Origin of the sequence: Methylophaga lonarensis MPL (assembly GCF_000349205.1) — a bacterium.
GTDB classification, from domain to species: Bacteria; Pseudomonadota; Gammaproteobacteria; order Nitrosococcales; family Methylophagaceae; genus Methylophaga; species Methylophaga lonarensis.
In genome coordinates, this window is the sequence record NZ_APHR01000038.1 from 1 (window position 1) to 19,094 (window position 19,094).

The 19,094-nt window shown below is 48.8% G+C and carries 23 protein-coding genes and 1 pseudogene; 2 read left to right on the top strand and 22 right to left on the bottom strand.

Going from position 1 to position 19,094, the window contains the following annotated elements; all coding sequences use genetic code 11:
* On the top strand, positions 1 to 217 hold a 217-nt coding region (locus MPL1_RS07535; protein ID WP_009726530.1), incomplete at its 5' end, for a sensor histidine kinase.
* 4 nt (positions 218 to 221) lie between these two features.
* Entirely contained in the window at positions 222 to 896 is a 675-nt protein-coding gene (locus tag MPL1_RS07540; protein WP_009726531.1) for a response regulator, read from the top strand.
* A 747-nt stretch (positions 897 to 1,643) separates the two neighbouring features.
* Here MPL1_RS07540 and MPL1_RS07545 read toward each other — a convergent pair.
* From MPL1_RS07545 to MPL1_RS14465, 22 genes and pseudogenes are all read right to left on the bottom strand, one after another.
* A complete protein-coding gene (locus tag MPL1_RS07545; protein WP_009726532.1) occupies positions 1,644 to 2,408 on the bottom strand; it encodes an alpha/beta fold hydrolase in 765 nt (254 codons plus the stop codon).
* 6 nt (positions 2,409 to 2,414) lie between these two features.
* The gene (locus MPL1_RS07550) at positions 2,415 to 3,410 is read right to left on the bottom strand and encodes a glutathione S-transferase family protein (protein ID WP_009726533.1); all 996 of its coding nucleotides are present in this window, start codon (positions 3,408 to 3,410) and stop codon (positions 2,415 to 2,417) included.
* 67 nt (positions 3,411 to 3,477) lie between these two features.
* Positions 3,478 to 4,503: a M48 family metalloprotease gene (locus tag MPL1_RS07555; RefSeq protein WP_009726534.1), complete on the bottom strand. Its 1,026-nt coding sequence runs from the start codon at positions 4,501 to 4,503 to the stop codon at positions 3,478 to 3,480.
* Positions 4,504 to 4,505: 2 nt separating this feature from the next.
* The gene (locus tag MPL1_RS07560; RefSeq protein WP_009726535.1) at positions 4,506 to 5,084 is read right to left on the bottom strand and encodes a LemA family protein; all 579 of its coding nucleotides are present in this window, start codon (positions 5,082 to 5,084) and stop codon (positions 4,506 to 4,508) included.
* A gap of 85 nt (positions 5,085 to 5,169) precedes the next feature.
* Positions 5,170 to 5,787 (bottom strand): arylesterase, encoded by a 618-nt coding sequence (locus MPL1_RS07565; RefSeq protein ID WP_009726536.1) that lies wholly within the window; start codon positions 5,785 to 5,787, stop codon positions 5,170 to 5,172.
* The gene (locus tag MPL1_RS07570; RefSeq protein WP_040576989.1) at positions 5,768 to 6,571 is read right to left on the bottom strand and encodes a TatD family hydrolase; all 804 of its coding nucleotides are present in this window, start codon (positions 6,569 to 6,571) and stop codon (positions 5,768 to 5,770) included. Before MPL1_RS07570 ends, MPL1_RS07565 begins: the two co-directional genes overlap by 20 nt.
* A gap of 46 nt (positions 6,572 to 6,617) precedes the next feature.
* On the bottom strand, positions 6,618 to 6,971 hold the full coding sequence (locus MPL1_RS07575) for a PilZ domain-containing protein (RefSeq protein ID WP_009726539.1): 354 nt from the start codon (positions 6,969 to 6,971) through the stop codon (positions 6,618 to 6,620).
* 6 nt (positions 6,972 to 6,977) lie between these two features.
* Entirely contained in the window at positions 6,978 to 7,964 is a 987-nt protein-coding gene (holB, locus tag MPL1_RS07580; RefSeq protein ID WP_009726540.1) for a DNA polymerase III subunit delta', read from the bottom strand.
* On the bottom strand, positions 7,961 to 8,587 hold the full coding sequence (gene tmk / locus MPL1_RS07585; RefSeq protein WP_009726541.1) for a dTMP kinase: 627 nt from the start codon (positions 8,585 to 8,587) through the stop codon (positions 7,961 to 7,963). The genes holB and tmk overlap by 4 nt, the downstream gene beginning before the upstream one ends.
* A complete protein-coding gene (gene mltG / locus MPL1_RS07590; protein ID WP_009726542.1) occupies positions 8,577 to 9,605 on the bottom strand; it encodes an endolytic transglycosylase MltG in 1,029 nt (342 codons plus the stop codon). Before mltG ends, tmk begins: the two co-directional genes overlap by 11 nt.
* Positions 9,602 to 10,423: an aminodeoxychorismate lyase gene (gene pabC / locus MPL1_RS07595; RefSeq protein ID WP_009726543.1), complete on the bottom strand. Its 822-nt coding sequence runs from the start codon at positions 10,421 to 10,423 to the stop codon at positions 9,602 to 9,604. The genes mltG and pabC overlap by 4 nt, the downstream gene beginning before the upstream one ends.
* 15 nt (positions 10,424 to 10,438) lie before the next feature.
* A complete protein-coding gene (gene fabF, locus MPL1_RS07600) occupies positions 10,439 to 11,680 on the bottom strand; it encodes a beta-ketoacyl-ACP synthase II (RefSeq protein WP_009726544.1) in 1,242 nt (413 codons plus the stop codon).
* A gap of 92 nt (positions 11,681 to 11,772) precedes the next feature.
* Positions 11,773 to 12,009, bottom strand: a complete 237-nt coding sequence (acpP, locus tag MPL1_RS07605; protein ID WP_009726545.1) for an acyl carrier protein — start codon at positions 12,007 to 12,009, stop codon at positions 11,773 to 11,775.
* A gap of 137 nt (positions 12,010 to 12,146) precedes the next feature.
* A complete protein-coding gene (fabG, locus tag MPL1_RS07610; RefSeq protein ID WP_009726546.1) occupies positions 12,147 to 12,890 on the bottom strand; it encodes a 3-oxoacyl-ACP reductase FabG in 744 nt (247 codons plus the stop codon).
* Positions 12,887 to 13,827 (bottom strand): annotated as a pseudogene (gene fabD / locus MPL1_RS07615) (ACP S-malonyltransferase). The gene fabG and the pseudogene fabD overlap by 4 nt, the downstream one beginning before the upstream one ends.
* Before the next feature lie 19 nt (positions 13,828 to 13,846).
* Positions 13,847 to 14,809: a beta-ketoacyl-ACP synthase III gene (locus MPL1_RS07620; RefSeq protein WP_009726548.1), complete on the bottom strand. Its 963-nt coding sequence runs from the start codon at positions 14,807 to 14,809 to the stop codon at positions 13,847 to 13,849.
* Complete coding sequence (gene plsX / locus MPL1_RS07625) at positions 14,806 to 15,825, bottom strand: phosphate acyltransferase PlsX (RefSeq protein WP_083859217.1); 1,020 nt, start codon at positions 15,823 to 15,825, stop codon at positions 14,806 to 14,808. Before plsX ends, MPL1_RS07620 begins: the two co-directional genes overlap by 4 nt.
* A 13-nt stretch (positions 15,826 to 15,838) precedes the next feature.
* Complete coding sequence (gene rpmF / locus MPL1_RS07630; RefSeq protein WP_009726550.1) at positions 15,839 to 16,018, bottom strand: 50S ribosomal protein L32; 180 nt, start codon at positions 16,016 to 16,018, stop codon at positions 15,839 to 15,841.
* A gap of 26 nt (positions 16,019 to 16,044) precedes the next feature.
* On the bottom strand, positions 16,045 to 16,569 hold the full coding sequence (locus MPL1_RS07635; protein ID WP_040576993.1) for a YceD family protein: 525 nt from the start codon (positions 16,567 to 16,569) through the stop codon (positions 16,045 to 16,047).
* Positions 16,570 to 16,655: 86 nt separating this feature from the next.
* The gene (purF, locus tag MPL1_RS07640; protein WP_009726552.1) at positions 16,656 to 18,164 is read right to left on the bottom strand and encodes an amidophosphoribosyltransferase; all 1,509 of its coding nucleotides are present in this window, start codon (positions 18,162 to 18,164) and stop codon (positions 16,656 to 16,658) included.
* Between the two features lie 20 nt (positions 18,165 to 18,184).
* Positions 18,185 to 18,673, bottom strand: coding sequence for a CvpA family protein (locus tag MPL1_RS07645; protein WP_009726553.1), 489 nt, complete (start codon positions 18,671 to 18,673; stop codon positions 18,185 to 18,187).
* Positions 18,674 to 18,755: 82 nt separating this feature from the next.
* Entirely contained in the window at positions 18,756 to 18,980 is a 225-nt protein-coding gene (locus MPL1_RS14465) for an SPOR domain-containing protein (RefSeq protein WP_407635249.1), read from the bottom strand.
* Positions 18,981 to 19,094: the final 114 nt, after the last annotated feature.

A 19,094-nucleotide genomic window follows, 5' to 3' on the forward strand; every position in this document is an offset into this window, starting at 1 on the left:
AGGCATTCGGAACGAAGACAAGGAAAAAGTGTTTGATATGTTTTACAGCTTGTCTCGTGGCGATAATCAAACAAGTCATGGCGTGGAGTTAGCCATCTGCCGGGGCATGATTGGCGCTCATGGCGGACACGTTGCAGCCTTAAACAACCCTGACGGCAAAGGCACATTGATGCGTATCAGTTTGCCACTTAACTCCAATACAACATCGGGCAGCTAAAACTTTGGCAAGCATTTTAATCATTGAAGATGAACCACAGATCAAAAAATTCCTGCGAATCAGTCTGGAAGCTCAGCAATATACCGTGCTCGAATCAAGATTAGGCTCAGAAGGTTTATCGATGACTGCACATCAGCAAGTTGATCTCGTTATTTTGGATTTAGGCTTGCCGGATATGGATGGGATCGATGTCATCAAGGCGATCCGCGAGTGGTCCCAAATACCTATTATCGTCTTGTCGGTTAGGGCAATGGAGTCTGAAAAAGTCCGAGCATTGGATGCCGGTGCCAATGATTATGTGACCAAGCCATTCGGCATCAGTGAGCTGATGGCAAGAATCCGGGTCATTTTACGCAGCAGCGATCAAGATCCGGTTTCACCAACACGGGAAATCAATGGCTTGTTCATTGATCTGGCTGCTCATGAGGTCTTCCTGAATAAGCAGCCACTGCATTTATCACGCAAAGAATTTGAGTTATTGCGTCTGCTTAGTGCAAAACCTGGACAAATTATCACTCACCATTTTTTGTTAAACGCTATCTGGGGCGAACAATTTATTACCGAAACCCATTATTTACGGGTTTTAGTGCGGCAACTCAGACAAAAATTGGGCGAAACGGGGATCGAACCCAAATTTATAGAAACAGTACAAAGCATTGGGTATCGCTTAAAAACGTAATCTTCTGTTCTTGGAGTTAATCTCGGAATTCAACTTCGCACGAGTTCAGTGTGTTAATGGCTGAAAGGCGTCTAATAAATTGATGGCGATTCACAGTCTGTTAATGAGGTCTCCGACCTCATAATAATTATTAGCGTGAATGGATCATAATTTTTCATCATGCTTCTTAACTCATCGTAACCCATCGAAATTCGCATGAATTATGGATGCCTGTGTGAGGCGTAAAAAATAATCGTGAATGATTCACGATTTGTTAGTTCTGTGGAAATGATGATGTGGCCTGGCTTCCATGTCTTGCTCCGATTCGTCTGCTGGATCTGAGTTTAACCATATTTATCGTGGTGTTACAAAGTTAAGTGATGTTTTGGGTGTTTTTGAGTCTGTGGATTCCGGACAAACGCTGTGCCTTTTCCGGAATGACGATTGGTATTTTTTTCGATGCCGGAAGGTGGTTTGAGATGCCTCCGCTACGGTCGGCATGACATAAAACTTTGTAGGCGGAATGACGGTTGGTGGTGACTGTGCGTTTTCTGGAATACCGGTGAGCGTTTTTGGGACTGCCGGGAGATGGTTTGAGATGCCTCCGCTACGGTCGGCATGACATAAAACTTTGTGGATGGTATGACAGGTGGTTTGGCGGATGGTATGACATAAAACGCCAGATGATTTTTTCTGTCTTTGTGCTCTCTGTGTCTCTGTGGTTAGTTTTTTAAGTTATCTATTTCAATAAAAGCAATCGCTTAGGCGTTAGTCTTGTTGTTGGCTGTCATGCCTCAACCAGTTGGCGAGTTGTTCGGCTAGCCACGGACTGTCATCGACACTGAGATCATGTCCGGCCCAGGGATGGGCGAGCATGGGGAGCTGCCATTTTTGTTGCACGGCCCTGCTACATTCCACTGATACCAGTCTGTCCATTGGGCTGCTGACGATAAGCACCGGTTGTTTTGGGTTTGCTTTACCGGCTCGGTACAAGCCTGCGGCCAGTAATTGTCTGCCGATGGTTTTGGCGCTAACCGGGCGTTGTTGCTGTATTTGCAGCCAGGCGTCAACCACTTCTTGATGATGATTACGGTTGCAGACTAATTTCAGGATGGCGGCTTCTCGTTGCTGAATGTCACGAATAGCCCCTATTCGTAACATATTCAGATAACTGTGCCAGTAGAGTCGATCCCAGAACGGGCTTAGATCGGCGAAGCTGCTGTTGATCATGACTGCATGACTGGCATCCTCTGGAAATTGCTTGAGCCAGTCCCAAACCACCATGCCGCCCAGTGACAAACCCAGCAACCGTACCGGTTTGTTGAGTATGCCCTGCTCCATGGCTTGTGCTCTGACTATTCGGGTGATTTTTGGTAGTGAAATCGGGCTTTTCTGCTGGTAGTGTTGGCCAGTGCCGGGTAGATCCAGGCAATGAATCTGACTGTCGGGAAACTGTTGTTGCATCTGGCTGATAAAGTCACCCCAGTGTGCAGACTCCCGGCCCAGTCCCCGTAGCAATATCCAGTCAGTCATGGTGGATCATTGATTGACAGCTTTAAGTTGCTGATTGCGCCGATGTGGCCGGTCCAGATCAATGTCTGGGCCATAAGGCACCACGCCTGTCGGATTGATGGTCGCATGGCTGCGGTAATAATGGTCTTTAATATGTTGCATATTGACCGTCTCGGCGATGCCGGGCTGCTGATACAGCTCTCGGATGTATTCACGCAACTGGGCATAGTCTTCGATTTGCCTGATATTGCATTTGAAATGGCCGTGATAGACCGGATCAAAACGCAGCAAGGTCGTAAACAAACGCCAGTCAGCTTCGGTGATCTGATCGCCACATAAATAGCGGTTTTTCGTCAGGCGGACTTCAAGTTCATCAAGCGCATCAAACAGCTCAATAACAGCTTCTTCATAGGCTTGCTGACGGGTAGCAAAACCGGCTTTGTAAACGCCATTATTGACCTTGTCGTAGACCCAGTCGTTGATGGTGTCGATGGCCGTACGTTGCTGTTTGGGGTAATAATCTCCGGGCGTGGCACCTACCGCGTCAAATGCTGAATTAAACATGCGAATGATTTCTGCGGATTCATTGCTGACGGGGCGTGATTGCTGTTTGTCCCAGAGTAATGGCACGGTCACCCGGCCGGTGTATTCGGGATCAGCTTGCGTGTAGATTTGATGCAGATAATCCGCCTGAAACAAAGGATCGGCAACCACACCGGCAGCCGGGGCAAATGTCCAGCCCTGCTCCAACATCAATGGATTGACCACGGATACGCTGATCATTGATTCCAAACCTTTGAGTTTGCGGAAGATCAGGGTGCGATGTGCCCAGGGACAAGCTAAAGAGACATACAGATGATAACGACCCGGTTCGGCAGTAAAACCGCCCTCGCCGCTGGGGCCGGGCGCACCATCCGGGGTGATCCAGTTGCGAAACTGTGCATCGGTTCTGACAAAGCGACCACCGGTTGATTCGGTGTCATACCATTCGTCGTGCCACTGCCCTTTTACCAGCAAACCCACATTATTCCCCTTTGTGAAAATTGTTCTGCTGTTGGGACACTAGCAGGCTATAGACGTTCATCCTGTCTTACTTTTGCAATGGTTTAGCTTGAACTTGAGGCCAGTCAGTGTCTGGATTGAATCCGGGTTCTAATGCCTGAATACGTTGAATCAGTGGCGGATGCGTGGATAACCAGCCGCTCAATTTGCCGGACAAATCGGCAAACATCATATGTCTGGCTTCTTCAAGTTCATCATGCACCGCTTCTTGCAAGCCGCTGCGTTGTAAACCGCCGATTTTCTTCAAAGCCGCAGCTAACGCCAGTGGATCACCGGTAAAGCGGCTGGCGTCCGCATCGGCCAGATATTCGCGCTGCCGGGAAATCGCCGCTTGCATGACACGGCCAAAAAAGGCACCTAGTAAACCAAGAATGACCAATGCAATGCCCAAAAACACCAACTGACCACCTTTACGACTGCGGCCGGCTGAATGCATGACTATCCTGCCGACAACGTAGAGTCCCATCAGGCCGTGAATCAGGCCAATCAGTCGCAGATTAAGGCGCATATCAAGGTTGCGAATATGGGCAAATTCATGGGCCACCACAGCGCCAAGTTCATCACGGGTCAACAACTCAAGTGCGCCGCGAGTCACGGCAATTGCGGCTTTATCTGTGCTTTTACCTGCCGCAAAGGCATTGATACCGGATTCTTTTTCCAATACAAAAATGGCCGGCACTGGCAGACTGGCGGCGAGAGCTGTTTCTTCGACCAGATTGCGATAACGTTTGATGGCTGGATCTGAGTTTTCGTCAGTAACTTCGGTGGCACCCAATGCTCTGGCAATGTCGGCACCATCACTGCCCAGTGTCATGATTTTCCATAAACAGGCCAGCAAGATCAGTACAGCCACGGCAATACTGGTAAAGATAAAGGCCTGCCAGTCAATCAACCATTGGCTGGAGTGTGCGGTGGCGCCAGTAACCGGTCGTATCGAGACAATACCGGCAATCAACATGGACACCAGCGCCAGTGACAACAAAAACAAGCCCCACATCAGGCGACTTTGTTTACGGGCATTGGCAGCCAGTAAATAACTGCTTTGCTCAGCCATGATCAGAACTCGACTTTGGGGGCCGCCTGAATGGCCTCGCGATCATCAAATTCCAGTTCGTTGGCACGGCGGAAATTGAACATGTTGGCGAGAATGTTGGTCGGGAAGGTTTCAATCACATTGTTGAATTCGAGCACGGTGTTGTTATAACCGCGACGTGATGCGGCAACACGACTTTCAATACTGGTTAACTGTTCCATCAAGTCACGAAATGCGCCATCGGCTTTCAGTTCCGGATAGGCTTCAGACAAGGCAAAAATGCCGCCCATCGCTTTGCCAAGCAGCCCCTCGGCCTGTCCCAGTGCGAGCATGTTTTTGGCATCATCAGTAGTGATTCCGGCACGCAGTTGTTCAGCCTGATTACGGGCGTCAATCACTTTGGTCAGCGTATCCTGCTCATGGCTGGCGTAACCTTTTACGGTGGCCACCAACTGCGGCACCATATCATGTCGCTGTTTAAGTATGACGTCTATCTGTCTGAAAGCATTCTGAAAAGTGTTTCGCATTCTGACCATTTTGTTGTAAGCCAGAATGGTATAGCCGACGATGAGCAATAAAATTGCCGGTAAAAGCCATTCCATAAAAAGTCACTCCTGTAAGCAGATGAAAGATAAACACAATCCACATCATAGCTGAACAGCAGCCATGGCGATCAACAGTGTCAGATCAGCGATAGATCGCGCCACTCTCCAGCAATAGTTGACGCATTGACTCCGCCATTTGATGGTAACCCTGAGCATTGGGGTGAACAGCATCAGCTTTCATGGACGGATCTTTAAGCAGATCGGTGATGATGTTGTTTTGTAGCGGCAAACCAAACTGATTGGCAACACGTTGATATTCGGGGGCCGGTGACAGGCGGATACCTGGTGCCGGAACGGAGGCCAAAATCACCTGAGCACCGTGCTGACGAATCAAGCTGATCATTTGGGACAGATTTTGTTCGAGTTGATCCCGACTTTGCTTGCGTAATAAATCATTGCCGCCATGAACAAGAATCACCAGCTCGGGACGGGTTTCGGCAAGCACTTCGGGCAGTCTTTCCAGTCCCTGGCTGCTCAGTTCGCCGGGAACACCGGAATTAATCACTTGCTTGCCAATCATCTGTGAAAGTATGGCGGGATAGCTGGTATCTGTCGTTGCACCGGTGCCAAAGGTCAGGCTGTCGCCAAAGGCGAGAATGACCGCATTACTGGACAAGGGCTGAATTTGCGGCGTTTCACTGCCACAGCCGGCAAGTAAAACTGCGAGGGCAAATATCGGGCTAAGTAGTAATCGTTTCATGGTGAATTGGCATCCTTGCTACGGTGGGAAATAAACGGTGAAAGTTTTCGCTGGTGCTGGCAGCGATATTTTCAACCGTATCGTGACGCAACTGAGCCAAAAACTCAGCTACATGTTTCACAAAAACTGGTTTGTTTGTTTTTCCACGATGAGGAACCGGAGCCAGATAAGGCGCATCGGTTTCAATCAGAATGCGATCCAGTGGCAGCTTTTTAGCGACTTCTTGCAGTTCAACGGCGTTTTTGAAGGTGACAATGCCTGACAGGGAAATATAAAAACCAATATCCAGGGCCCGTTTGGCGGTTTCCCAGTTTTCGGTAAAGCAGTGAATAATGCCGCCCGCTTCTTCTGCCTGCAGTTGTTCCAGCATATCCATGGTGTCATCGCGCGCATCACGGGTATGGATAATCAGTGGTTTTTTCAGTTGTTTTGCGGCGTCAATGTGAATGCTAAAACGATCTCTTTGCCACTGAAGATCGCCTTCACTGCGAAAATAATCCAGCCCTGTTTCACCAATCGCAATAACTTTAGGATGCGCTGCCGCTTCTATCAGCGCCTCTAATGACATGGTGCCTTCGGGATCCACATTAGGATGCACCCCGACACTGGCGCAGACATTGTCATGCTGCTCAGCAATGGCTTTTGCTTCATGGCAACTGGCCTGATCAATGGCGATACACAAGATATGGTCAACCGCGGCAGCATGGGCCTCGGCAACAACAGCGGTAATACCACCTTCCTGATCGGCCAGCATATTCAGGTGGCAGTGAGAATCTATAAACATATGATGATTGGCTATCCGGGTGTTTCAGGGGGAAGGCAGCTTTGCCTTACATTGTGTAGGTGACTTTGTCTGATTTGAGTTTGTCGACCAGATAATTTTCGATTTTACCGCGAATGACATTACTGCTGCCGTTGATATCGCTAAATTGAACGCCGATGCCTGCGGTTTGATTGCTTTGTGCGCCTTGTGGTGTGACCCATGCAACTGTGCCCGCTACAGGGATTTTCTCTGGTTCATCCAACAAACTGAGCAGAATAAATACTTCCTCGCCCATTTGATAAGGCTTGTTGGTAGGAATGAATAATCCGCCATTTTTGAGAAAAGGCATGAATGAGTGATACAGCATGTTCTGATCACTGATTCTGAGAGACAAAATACCTTTACGCGGATTACTGGTCATCTGCTATTACCTGACTGCTCGTTGACTGGGCATCTTGTGTGAAGATGTGCTTTGCACAATAGATACCATAAAGTCTTCTATTAACAATATCTTGTTAAAGTTATTTTGAGACGATATTAGCTTTATTGTGGCATTGATGCAATCCAGAACACGCCACAATTGTTGTTCAGGCAAACTTGAGGAATGGCTTTGCTTACCAAGCATGGTGGATTTGATCTGCTCGCCCACCCAAAGCTGAAGTTGTTGAAATAGCAAACTTAAATCAAGATTTTGCCAGTCCTGTGCGAGTTGAATAACGTTGCCCTGCCCCTTCAAAAGTTGTTCAAAGTCGCGCTCTGCCTGACTCAGTGAATCAAGACTCCCCTGTTCAAACATACGCTTGATTTGCAGCGGAGCGCCGCCAGTCAAGGCATGCAGCCGGGCGAGATCGTCATCATGAATCGAAATATCTTGCGCCAGCAGCCATTGGCGAGTTTGTTCAATATCCGCCACAGTCATCTGCAATGTCTGACAACGACTCCGAATAGTGATTGGCAACAGCGACGCACTGTCACTCACCAGAATAATCAGCGTGTTGGCGGGGGGTTCCTCGAGCAGTTTCAACAGGCTGTTACTGGCATTGATGTTCATTGCCTCGGCCGGATGAATAATCACGGTTTTCCATTGGCCGATGTTGGGGGTTAGCGATTGCTTGTCCTTCAATTGGCGTATTTGGTCGACTTTGATGACTTTGCTTGATTCTTCCAGGCCAATGTAAAGATGATCGGGATGCGAGGCAGCCTTCATGAGCTGGCAGCTGTGACACTGCCCACAGGCCTGGTGATTATTCGGCTGAAGGCAGAGCATGTTGCTGGCAAGTTGTTGTGCAAAGTCAGCTTTTGCCAGCCCTGTGATGCCCGTGATAATCAGTGCATGAGGCATGCGCTGGTTGTCCAGCATGCTGTGGATTTGCTGCCAGGCAGTCTGATGCCAGTAATACTGCTGCTGGTTCATGATAAGCGCAGTTTATCGAGTGCTGCCCGAACAGCCGTTTCGACGGAACCCAGAGCTTGGGAGGCATCAATCACGCTGATGCGATCAGGCGATTGATTGGCTCTTTGCAGATAACAGTTGCGAATTTTCTCAAAAAATTCGACTTTCTCCTGCTCAAAGCGATCCAATGCGGCCGCTCTTTGACGCACACGTTGTTGACCGGTTTCAACTGGTAAATCAAACAACAAGGTCAAATCTGGCATCAGGCCCTGCAAGGTCCAATCTGCAAGCGCTTGAATGCGTTGTTCTGCAACACCACGGCCGCCGCCTTGATAGGCAAAGGTCGCGTCAACAAAGCGATCTGAAATCACCCATTGCCCGACATTCAGTGCAGGTAGAATTTTAGTGTTGAGGTGTTCTGCTCTGGATGCAAACATCAGCAATAATTCGGTATCAATGCTCATGCCTGATTCGCGTGGTTTGAGCAGAATTTCCCGAATCTCTTCAGCCAGAGGCGTACCGCCAGGTTCTCGAGTAATGATGTGCGGTATTTGATGCCTGTTCAGATAATCACTGATCACACTCATTTGAGTGGATTTTCCGGCACCTTCGATGCCTTCAATAGAAATAAACTTACCTTTCATTGATACGCTGCCGATAAACGCGAACTGCTCGATTATGTTCTTCAAGTGTGGCCGAAAAAGTATGACGTCCGTCTGCTTCACCGGTGGCCACAAAGTACAGGGCATCACCATCCGCAGGATTGAGTGCGGCTTCGATGGACTCCCTGCTTGGCAATGCAATCGGTGTAGGTGGCAGACCGAAACGTGTGTAGGTGTTATACGGAGTATCCGTGTTGAGATCACTCCGGCGAATCACACCCTCATAGCGATCGCCCATTCCATAAATCACCGTTGGGTCTGTTTGTAGTCGCATGCCTTTTTCCAGCCTTCTGACAAAAACACCGGCAATCTGCGGTCTCTCATCAGGTACGCCACTCTCTTTTTCGATAATAGAAGCCATGATCAAGGCCTCATAGGGCGTTTTGTACGGTAGATTGTCTGCACGTTGCTGCCAGAGTTCATCAAGCGTGTTGACCATCTTTCGATGAGCACGTTTCAAAAACTGAACATCACTTGTTTCAGCTGGAAAATGGTAAGTCTCTGGCAAGAACCAGCCTTCGGGGTGAGTATCTTCTGGCTTGCCCAAAGCGGCAATCACCGCTTCGCCTGTCAACGGGGTCAAAGTTTGGCGAATTTTAGGGTGTGCTGCCAGCTGATCCAGCAGTTGTTGACTGGTCATTCCTTCAACAATAGTAATGGGATACTGCACTACCCGCCCTTCAATAAATTGTTCCAATAAATCTGGCAGGGTCGAACCCGGTCTTATCCGATACTCACCGGCTTTGATTAAATGTGCATTGCCCTGAAGTCGGCCATAAACATCCAAATAAAAACTGGGCATGTCACTCAAACCCTGCTGATAAATCGCCTGACTGATACGACTCAGGTTGGCACCACGTTGTACGGTAAAAATCACCTCATCTGATTCAACTTGCACAGGAGTTGTTAAGAATCTTTGGTATTCAGACCAGACGAATAGCACCGGCGAAACAACAAGAACCAACAGGATTAAGATTTTGATTTTTAATGAAACTTTCATTTTCTATCCATGCCTTTCAGAGCACTCAGCAACACATCGGTGACTTGTCTTTTGGTGAATGTTTTCTGCAGTGCCGGTATCATCCGTACCGGCCAAATGCCTATCAGACTGTTACAGACAAACATCTCATCCGCGTTGAGCAAATCGTTTTGTGTGATGTCAATGGTGTCACACTGAATACCCAGACTGACTGCCAGATTGATGATTTTTTCCCGCATGATGCCGCAAATGCCTGCATTGTCGAGCTTCGGTGTTTTGAGCACACCGTTGTCTACCAGGAACACATTGGACATGGTGCCTTCAACCAGTCGCCCTTCAATATCAAACATCAAACCTTCTGCAAACTGTTCGTCCTGCCACTCTGATCGGGCCAGCACTTGTTCCAGCCGATTCAGATGTTTGATTCCAGCTAGCGCCGGGTTGAGAGAAAGTCTATGACTACATACAAACAGCTGGATGCCGTTTTGCTGATTCGACTCGGGATAAACGGGCATGGGATGGGTGGAGAGTATTCGTGTTGCTTGCATATCAGCTGTTATCCGATAGCCACGACCACCTTCGCCCCTGGTGATGATGATTTTGATGACTTGATCAGTACTGAGTTCGGCAATTAAATCATTTAATTCTTGCTGCAACGCAGATGCGTCAAGCTGGATTTTCAGGCGTTCACAGCCCAGGGTGAGCCGATGCAGATGTGCCGACAAAAACTCGGCAATGTCGTTGCGAAAGGCGATGGTCTCAAAGACACCATCGCCATACTGCAAGCCACGATCCTGAACGTTGATTCTGTTGTCCGGCTTACCGTTAATCAGAATCATCTGACCCGTCCCGGATTAACTGATTTTTTTGAAAATAACGGTACCGTTGGTGCCACCAAAGCCGAATGAGTTCGACATTGAGACGTCAATTTTCATCTGTCTGGCAGTGTGTGGTACATAATCCAGATCACAACCTTCGCCTGGGTTATCCAGGTTAAGCGTTGGTGGTGCCACCTGATCACGGATTGCCTGAACACTGAACACCGCCTCAACACCACCGGCTGCACCCAACAAATGTCCAATCGCAGACTTGGTTGAGCTGACAGCTACCGATTTAGCTGAATCACCCATGGCACGTTTGATGGCCATAGTTTCAGCGACATCACCCGCAGGGGTAGAAGTACCGTGTGCATTGATATAGTCAATGTCTTCCGGGTTAAGCTGGGCATCATTCATTGCATTACGCATGCAGCGTGCAGCCCCTTCCCCACCCTCTGATGGCAGCGTCATGTGGTATGCATCACTGCTCATACCAGAGCCCGCCAATTCTGCGTAGATTGTGGCACCGCGTTTAACCGCATGCTCGTATTCTTCGAGTACCAATACACCGGCACCATCACCCAACACAAAGCCATCTCTGTCTTTATCCCAAGGGCGGCTGGCCGCTTCAGGATCATCGTTGCGTGTTGACAAAGCTCTAGCAGCAGCAAAACCACCCAGACCAGTGGGTGAAGTTGCCATTTCAGCACCGCCGGCAATCATCACATCAGCATCACCATACTGAATCATTCTGCCTGCAGCCGCGATGTTATGCGTGCCGGTTGAACATGCGGTAACAATAGCCGTATTCGGACCCTTCAAGCCGTACATGATCGAAAGGTTGCCAGAAATCATATTGATGATGTTGCTGGGCACAAAGAATGGTGAAATTCTGCGTGGGCCACCATTGAGGAAACTGTCATATCCAGCTTCGATGCCGGGCAGGCCACCAATGCCAGAGCCGATGGCAACGCCAATTCTTTCTGCATTTTCGTCGGTGATTTCCAGGCCGGCGTCTTCGATGGCCTCTTTAGCTGCCGCAAGGCCATAATGAATAAAAGTATCCATTTTTTTCGCATCTTTGCGGGACAGTACTGTAGTGACATCAAAATCTTTGACGCTTGCGCCAAAGCGCACTGAAAAATCAGAGACATCAAAGGCCGTGATTGGAGCTACGCCACTCTTACTAGCCAGAATATTTTCCCAACTGCTCACAGCGGTAAGGCCCACAGGCGTTACAGCGCCGACACCAGTCACAACTACACGTCTCTTGGACATCAGTTATCCTTTTAAAACCATCTCATAGATATGACATAGCCGCCTAGTATGGATGAACATACTAGGCGGCTATCAAAAACTGATCTGCGCGATTAAGACTGAACAGAATTAATGTAGGCAACAGCTTCTTTTACTGTAGTGATTTTCTCAGCTTCTTCATCCGGAATTTCACATTCAAATGCTTCTTCCAGTGCCATGACAAGCTCAACGGTATCCAGAGAGTCTGCACCCAAATCGTCGATGAATGAAGCGTCTGCAGTGACTTCGTCCGCATTTACACCCAACTGTTCGACGACAATTTCTCTTACACGAGCTTCGATATCACTCATAACATCTGTTTCCTTTGGTGGTTAAATACATAAATAATGTGCAGGCATTTTATAGTGCCGACACCATGGAGACAAGCCAAAAGCACTCTTGAAGGATTGTCACCAGATAAAACACCGGTGTGTTAGAACCGGAATTGTTAACTCATATACATGCCGCCGTTCACATTCAGGGTCTCACCTGTAATGTATCCAGCTGCAGGACTGGCCAGGAAAGTAACGGCTGCCGCAATTTCTTCAGGCTCACCCAAACGTTTGGCAGGAACTTGTTCCAACAGCGCAGTTTTGTGTGCTTCAGGCAAGCCGCTGGTCATGTCTGTATCGATAAATCCGGGCGCAACCGCATTGACAGTAATACCACGGGCACCGACTTCTCTGGCCAGTGATTTGCTGAATCCAATCACACCCGCTTTGGCTGCGGCGTAGTTGGTTTGTCCGGCATTGCCCATGACACCGACGACTGATGTGATAGAGATAATTCGGCCCCAACGCGCTTTAGTCATTGCACGCAGGCAGCGTTTGCTCAGACGGTAGATCGGCGTCAGATTGGTATTAACGATGTCATCCCACTCTTCGTCTTTCATCCGCATCAGCAGGTTGTCGCGGGTGATACCGGCGTTGTTGACCAGAATATCCGGCGCACCAAATTCTGCCTCAATCGCTGAAACTACTGATTCGATAGCTTCGGCATCGGTGACATTCAGAACCACGCCTTTGCCAGTGATGCCAGCAGCTTGTAAAAATTCGCTGATGGTATTGGCGCCGCCTTCAGAAGTTGCTGTTCCAATTACGGTCGCGCCCTGCTCTCCAAGGCTCAGGGCAATGGCTTTACCAATGCCGCGTGTGGCGCCGGTGACCAGTGCAATTTTTCCTTGCAATGTCATGATGCTTCTCCTAATGCTTGTATGGCTTTGTCCAGCGATGCCGGATCGAACACCGGTAACGCCTCTACACTCTTATCAATACGTTTGGTCAATCCAGCCAATACCTTGCCCGGACCACATTCAACCAAAGTGATCACGCCATTGCCTGCAAGATGTTGTATGGTCTCCACCCAGCGAACCGGGCTGAATAATTGTTGCGTCAACAGGTCACGTATCTCGGCAGCATCAAGGCTGCTGGTGACACTGGCATTGTGAATGACGGGAATCTTCGGGCTGTTGATAGTGATATTTTCAAGTTCAAGCTTGAGTCTATCTGCAGCGGGACGCATCAGCGCACAATGGGATGGTACGCTCACAGGCAGCAATAAAGCGCGTTTTGCGCCTTTTTCGGTAGCGATTTCAATGGCTTTTTTTACCGCACTATCACTGCCTGCAATAACAACTTGTCCTGGCGAATTGAAGTTAACGGCTTCAACTACGCCAACATCACTTGCTTGTTCACAGACATTGATGACGTCAGCATCTTCAAGGCCAAGTATCGCTGCCATGGCACCTTCACCAGCTGGTACGGCTTCCTGCATGAATTGGCCACGCATTTGAACCAGTTTTACTGCATCTGCAAAGGAAATTGCTTCAGCGGCCACCAAAGCAGAATATTCACCAAGACTATGGCCTGCCAGAAAAGCTGGTGTCAGTTGGCTTTGTTGCTGCCAACAGCGCCAGACGGCAATGCCTGCTGTCAACATTGCAGGTTGAGTGCGATTCGTCTGATTCAGATCGTCCTCTGGTCCATTCTGAACCAGGTCCCACAAGTCATAACCGAGCACCTCTGAAGCTTCAGAAAATGTGCTTTTAACCTGCGGGAATTGTTCTGATAAATCGGCCAGCATGCTACTGATTGAGAACCTTGGCCTGGGAAAACAAACGCAAACGTCATGAGTTTTTAACCTCAGATATTAATATTTGATGAGGGCTGAACCCCAAGTGAAACCGCCGCCAAATGCTTCAAACAGTAGCGTTTCACCGCGTTGAATACGACCATCCCGAACAGCTGTATCCAATGCCAGTGGAATAGAGGCAGCCGAGGTATTGCCATGGTCATGCACAGTCACGACGACGCGTTCCATGGACATGCTCAATTTTTTGGCCGTAGCAGAGATAATTCTGATATTCGCCTGATGCGGAATCAGCCAGTCGATATCGTGTTTTTCGAGGCCGCTCGACTCAAGCGTTTCGTCAACGATACTGCTGAGCGTTTTTACCGCGACCTTGAATACTTCGTTGCCTTGCATATCAATATAGGCAGCATCAGATGTCACAGCAGAGCCGGGGCCGGTTGGCACATGCAGCAGCTGGTTATAACTGCCATCACAATGAATATGTGTAGACAGAATGCCGGCACTGTCTGATGCTGACAGCACTACAGCTCCCGCACCATCACCAAACAACACGCAAGTATTGCGGTCAGTCCAGTCAACAATGCGTGACAGGGTTTCTGCACCAATGACCAGCGCATTGCGAACTGAACCGCTCTTGATGAACTTGTCAGCCACGGTCAGCGCATAGACAAAGCCCGTACATACGGCTTGCAAGTCAAACGCCGGGCAACCACTGTTGATGCCCAGTTTTTCCTGAACCAGTGAAGCCGTGCTAGGGAAGATTCTGGTCGGTGTTGTCGTGGCAACGATGATCAAGTCAATATCGCTGCTCTGCAAACCTGCAGCTTCGATTGCTCGTTCTGCCGCATGGAATGCCAGATCGGTAGTGCTCTGATGAGCTTCTGCGATATGACGTTTTTTGATGCCGGTGCGCTCGGTGATCCAGTCATCACTGGTTTCCACCATGTTTTCCAAATCTTTGTTTGTCAGCACTTTTTCAGGCAGATAACTGCCCGTACCGGCTATTTTTGAATAAATCACAATACCTGGCCTTCGAGCAAAATTTCGAGATGTTTGCTGATATTTTTGGGCACGTCTTTTTTGGCTTCGATGATGGCAATTTTGATCGCGTTGGCAAATGCAAATTCATCTGCACCGCCATGACTCTTGATCACAATACCCTGAAGACCAATCAAATTGGCACCGTTGTATGCCCGCGGGTCAAGCTGTTGTTTGAAATGTTTCAGTACAGGCGTGGCCATCAGACCGACCAGTTTGGTCAGGATGTTTCGCTTGAACGAGGCCCGAAGATAGTGACTGATCATATGGGCTACGCCTTCACTGGCTTTCAGTGCCACGTTGCCGACAAAGCCGTCACAGACCAGAACGTCACATTTGCCTTCGTAAAGACCATCGCCTTCGACGTAACCAATATAGTTAAGATCGGTTTTTTCGAGTAAGCGCGCGGCTTCCTTGACCCGCTCGTTACCTTTGATTTCCTCAGAGCCGATATTCAACAGGCCAACACGCGGCTTGCTCAAACCTTCTACTGATTCAACCAATACCGATCCCATCAGTGCAAACTGCACAAGATGCGCTGCGCTGGAATCAACGTTGGCACCGAGATCAAGCACGTAGGTATGTCCTTCCATGGTCGGCAGTGCTGTGACAATGGCCGGTCTTTCAATACCCGGCAGCGTTTTCAGCACAAACCTGGCGATTGCCATCAGAGCCCCGGTATTACCGGCGCTGACACAGGCTGAGGCCTTACCCTCGCGAACCATGTTGATGGCGACGCGCATTGATGAGTCTTTTTTGCCTCGCAAGGCTGCGGAGGGCAACTCATCCATTTCGACCTGCTGACTGGCATGCTGAACGATCAGACGCTGGTCATCGAGCGCCTTATGAACCGCCAACTCAGCTTCAATTGAAGCTTGATTGCCGATCAGTACAAAACTTACGTCAGGATGGGTTTTGAGGGCAGATAGTGCAGCGGGGACCACGACTTTTGGTCCGTGGTCCCCGCCCATAGCATCAATAGCGATTGTTAAAGTCAATTGCAGCTATGCCTTATTCACTCTTGTCAGCAACTACCTTACGGCCACGGTAATAGCCGTCAGCCGATACGTGATGGCGGCGGTGCAATTCACCTGAAGTTGAATCAACTGAGAGTGTAGAGGCACTCAGTGCGTCATGTGAACGACGCATACCACGACGTGATGGACTCTTTTTGTTTTGTTGGACAGCCATTAGTAAAACTCCTAAACCAAATACAATTAATGTTCTTTCTTTGTTTTCAATGCCGATAACACGGCAAAGGGTGAAACCGGCTTTTCGGTTTCAATTTCCTGCTCACCTGAAGACCAGAGTTCATCTGGTAAGCAGGCTTGTTCATGTCTGGGCACCAGAGGTAGCGCCAAAATAATCTCATCTTCAACCAGGTCAGCTGGATTCACAGCATCTGAATTTTCCAGCAGCCATGGCTCATATTGTTCAGCAAGACCTTCGATTTTTCTCTCGTGTCTGACCAGCGCCAGCAAGCTTTTAATATCAAACTTGTAGGGCATGGCCTGCATACAACGCTCGCAGATCAGGGCCAGCTCTCCGCTGAAGTGCCCTTCTACATATGGCGTTCCGGTCTGGTCAACATCAAACTGCAGGGTGACTTGAATTTCACCTTGCTGATTAGCCAGTTTGTCGGCCAGACGTGTCAGCGATGCTACTGGCAATGTACCGCTTATCTGCACACCATTGTGGGCAAATCGAAAAGGGTCTATATCGCGTGGTAATTGCTGGTGCATAATCGACGGGATTATATAAGAATTATTACTAAACAGCAAAACACATGACATCAGATGCCTGTGCCGAAATTGCACTGCATCTTGATTCAGGCATTGTTGTGCAGTTCTATGACGGCATTGCTCTGATCAGCCGCTTGTTTCGAGTTGTCATTTCTGAGCGCATCAATGTAGTAAAGGTAAGTCGCATCAATGTCTCCGGTGATGTAGTTGCCATCGAAGCATGAGGTGTCAAAACGCTCAACATTGCTTTTCTTTTTGATAGCCTCAACCAGATCATCCAGATCCTGATAAATCAACCAATCGACACCGAGCTCTTTGGCAATTTCTTCTACATCACGATTATGCGCCACAAACTCGGATGCTGAAGGCATGTCGATGCCATAAACATTAGGGTAGCGAACTGGCGGTGCTGCGGATGCCAGGTAGACTTTGTTAGCACCTGCATCTCGAGCCATTTGCACGATTTGTTGAGAGGTGGTGCCACGCACAATTGAGTCGTCAACCAGCAAGACATTCTTGCCTTTGAACTCCAAAGGAATCGGATTCAGTTTTTGACGAACGGATTTTTTGCGTTGCATTTGGCCTGGCATGATGAATGTCCGGCCAATGTAGCGGTTTTTGATAAAGCCTTCCCGATAGATAACACCCAGATCGTAAGACAACTGTAATGCTGCGCTGCGGCTGGTGTCAGGGATTGGAATAATCACGTCGATATCATGATCAGGGAATTCACGGCGGATTTTTTCAGCGAGTTTGGTGCCCATCCGCATGCGGCTCTTGTGAACCGAAACACCATCGATCATTGAATCTGGACGTGCAAAATAAACATATTCAAAGATGCAGGGAGATTTGATTGGATTTTCAGCACATTGCTTGGCATGGAACTGCCCTGCTGTATCGATGAAGATACACTCGCCCGGCTCAATATCACGCATCAACTGGAAGTCCAGCGAGTCAATCGCCACACTTTCAGAGGCGATAACATACTCAGAGCCCATCGCTGTTTCGCGTTTGCCTACCACTGCAGGACGAATGCCATAGGGATCTCGAAATGCCAGAATACCAACGCCAGCAATCATCGCGACTACGGCATAGGCACCCTTGCAGCGTTTATGCAGTTGTTCGACGGCCTTGAAGATATCTTCTGGCTGCGGTTTGAGTTTGCTGCTTTCCTGAAGTTCATGTGCCAGTATGTTTAAGAGCACTTCAGAATCAGAATCGGTATTCAGGTGGCGGCGATCAGTTAAGAACAGTTGTTCCTTGAGTACTTTGGTATTGGTCAAGTTACCGTTATGTGCCAGTGCAATACCGAAAGGAGAATTCACATAGAACGGTTGTGACTCTGCTGAGGTTGAACAACCTGCTGTCGGATAACGAATGTGACCGATACCCATTTTACCTTTGAGTCGCAGCATATGGCGGGTGTGAAAAACATCCTGAACCAGCCCGTTATCCTTGCGCAGGTAAAATTTGCCGTCACTGTCACAGGTGATGATCCCGGCAGCGTCTTGTCCACGATGCTGCTGAACTGTTAAACCATCATAAAGCGCCTGATTGACTTCAGAATGGCTCACAATACCTATAATTCCACACATACCTGTACCTACCGAGGATTTTAGAAATTGATATGATCAGCAATGTCAGCGGGCAGATAATCTTTTGCCCAGATCGCCAGCGACTCAAACTGAGCCAGTAATAAAGAGTTCTGCCACCAACTATCTTCCGGCATTGGGGTCGCGCCAGCTACCAGTACCAGCAACGTCACAATGGCAACACCACGCAATAGTCCAAACAACACGCCAAGCGAGCGGTCAGTACCTGTCAAACCCGTTTTATCGACCAGTGTTCCGATCAGATGATTGACCATCGCGCCCAGAATCAATGTGATAACAAACAATGCCGCAAATGCGATAAACAGACGAATGGTAGGTGTATCGATATAGCCGGTGAGCAAGGCTGCGAAGTTGGCATGAAACATATAGGCAACCCACAGAGCAACAATCCAGCTGACAATTGACAGTACTTCTCTGATAAAACCTCTGATGATGCTGATGCCTGCGGAGATTAAAATGATTGCGATAATCAGGAAGTCGACCCAGACCATACTTACCCCGCGATACCACTGCGTTTCAAACGGTAAATTCTAGCAGAATGTTGCCAAGATATCCCTAGATATTTGTAACTGATCAGGGCTGATAGCTTTGAATTTGTGGACTCAGTCCCAGAGAATCTCTGAATTCGCTGGAAAGACGTTCAAGTCTTGCTCGATCAGTTGTTGGCGCCAACCTGACTCGGTAGACCGTCGAGCCCGAAGTTTCCACAGTTTCAATTTGTGCTGAGTGACCTTGATCCTGCAGTCTTTGGACAAGACTATCGGCATTAGATTTCACAGAAAAACTTCCGAGTTGCAGAACCCAGCGTTCCGCATCAACATCTGCTGGAGCTGGAGCTGGAGCTGGAGCTGGAGCTGGAGCTGGAGCTGGAGCTGGAGCTGGAGCTGGAGCGTGGGAGCTGGAGGCTGGAGA

Excerpts from the sequence above, each read along its gene's own strand:
- MPL1_RS07645 (WP_009726553.1), bottom strand. The coding sequence starts at position 18,673 with ATGGTCTGGGTCGACTTCCTGATTATCGCAATCATTTTAATCTCCGCA.
- MPL1_RS07635 (WP_040576993.1), bottom strand. The coding sequence starts at position 16,569 with ATGCACCAGCAATTACCACGCGATATAGACCCTTTTCGATTTGCCCAC.
- fabG (WP_009726546.1), bottom strand. The coding sequence starts at position 12,890 with ATGACATTGCAAGGAAAAATTGCACTGGTCACCGGCGCCACACGCGGC.
- holB (WP_009726540.1), bottom strand. The coding sequence starts at position 7,964 with ATGAACCAGCAGCAGTATTACTGGCATCAGACTGCCTGGCAGCAAATC.
- acpP (WP_009726545.1), bottom strand. The coding sequence starts at position 12,009 with ATGAGTGATATCGAAGCTCGTGTAAGAGAAATTGTCGTCGAACAGTTG.
- pabC (WP_009726543.1), bottom strand. The coding sequence starts at position 10,423 with ATGATTCTGATTAACGGTAAGCCGGACAACAGAATCAACGTTCAGGAT.
- MPL1_RS07575 (WP_009726539.1), bottom strand. The coding sequence starts at position 6,971 with ATGACCAGTAATCCGCGTAAAGGTATTTTGTCTCTCAGAATCAGTGAT.
- purF (WP_009726552.1), bottom strand. The coding sequence starts at position 18,164 with ATGTGTGGAATTATAGGTATTGTGAGCCATTCTGAAGTCAATCAGGCG.
- fabF (WP_009726544.1), bottom strand. The coding sequence starts at position 11,680 with ATGTCCAAGAGACGTGTAGTTGTGACTGGTGTCGGCGCTGTAACGCCT.
- MPL1_RS07560 (WP_009726535.1), bottom strand. The coding sequence starts at position 5,084 with ATGGAATGGCTTTTACCGGCAATTTTATTGCTCATCGTCGGCTATACC.
- MPL1_RS07555 (WP_009726534.1), bottom strand. The coding sequence starts at position 4,503 with ATGGCTGAGCAAAGCAGTTATTTACTGGCTGCCAATGCCCGTAAACAA.
- rpmF (WP_009726550.1), bottom strand. The coding sequence starts at position 16,018 with ATGGCTGTCCAACAAAACAAAAAGAGTCCATCACGTCGTGGTATGCGT.
- MPL1_RS07565 (WP_009726536.1), bottom strand. The coding sequence starts at position 5,787 with ATGAAACGATTACTACTTAGCCCGATATTTGCCCTCGCAGTTTTACTT.
- MPL1_RS07545 (WP_009726532.1), bottom strand. The coding sequence starts at position 2,408 with ATGACTGACTGGATATTGCTACGGGGACTGGGCCGGGAGTCTGCACAC.
- MPL1_RS07570 (WP_040576989.1), bottom strand. The coding sequence starts at position 6,571 with ATGTTTATAGATTCTCACTGCCACCTGAATATGCTGGCCGATCAGGAA.
- mltG (WP_009726542.1), bottom strand. The coding sequence starts at position 9,605 with ATGAAAGTTTCATTAAAAATCAAAATCTTAATCCTGTTGGTTCTTGTT.
- tmk (WP_009726541.1), bottom strand. The coding sequence starts at position 8,587 with ATGAAAGGTAAGTTTATTTCTATTGAAGGCATCGAAGGTGCCGGAAAA.